This is a genomic window from Alcanivorax sp. HI0044 (assembly GCF_001634945.1).
The window spans coordinates 1-729 of sequence record NZ_LWEZ01001795.1 but is presented as its reverse complement, the minus strand read 5'-3'; the positions used below and the strand labels follow the sequence as shown (position 1 = coordinate 729).

Genomic DNA, 729 nt, shown 5'->3' with positions numbered 1-729 from the left:
CCTTGCGGGTGGCAACCTTCTCGCCTTTTTCCTGACACTCACGGATATAGGCATCGGCCTGCTCGGCAAAATTTGCCGGCAACTCGCTGGCCATGCGGCGCTTGAACTCCGCCGCCAGCTCCGGGTACGCCGCCTGATAGGCATCAAAACGCTGCTGCCATTCGCTCTGCGCTTTGGCACCGGCTTCTTTGGCATCCCAGGCATCCTTGATGTCCGCCGGGATTTCAAACGGGCCGTGCTCCCAGCCCAGCTCTTTACGGGTCAGGGCGATTTCATCTTCACCCAGGGCGGCACCGTGGGAGTCTTCCTTGCCCTGCTTGTTGGGGCTGCCGAAACCGATAATGGTCTTGCAGCAAATCAAGGTGGGCTGATCCGTGTTGGCGCGGGCATTCTCCACCGCCACGGTAATTTCTTCCGGGTTATGGCCGTCCACATTGGGAATCACCTGCCAGCCGTAGGCGCGGAAACGCTCCACGGTATCGTCGGTGAACCAGCCTTCCACTTCACCGTCGATGGAAATGCCGTTGTCGTCGTAGAAGGCCACCAGTTTGCCCAGGCCCAGGGTGCCAGCCAGGGACGCCACCTCGTGGGAAATCCCTTCCATCATGCAGCCATCACCCAGGAAGCAGTAGGTGTTGTGGTCAACAATGGTGTGGCCTTCGCGGTTGAACTGGCCCGCCAGCATTTTCTCCGCCAGCGCCATACCCACGGCGTTGGCAATCCCCTGGC

General features: G+C 60.5%; 1 pseudogene. It reads right to left on the bottom strand.

The features are described from left to right. A pseudogene (locus A3730_RS26835) lies at window positions 1-729 on the bottom strand (transketolase); the annotation flags it as partial.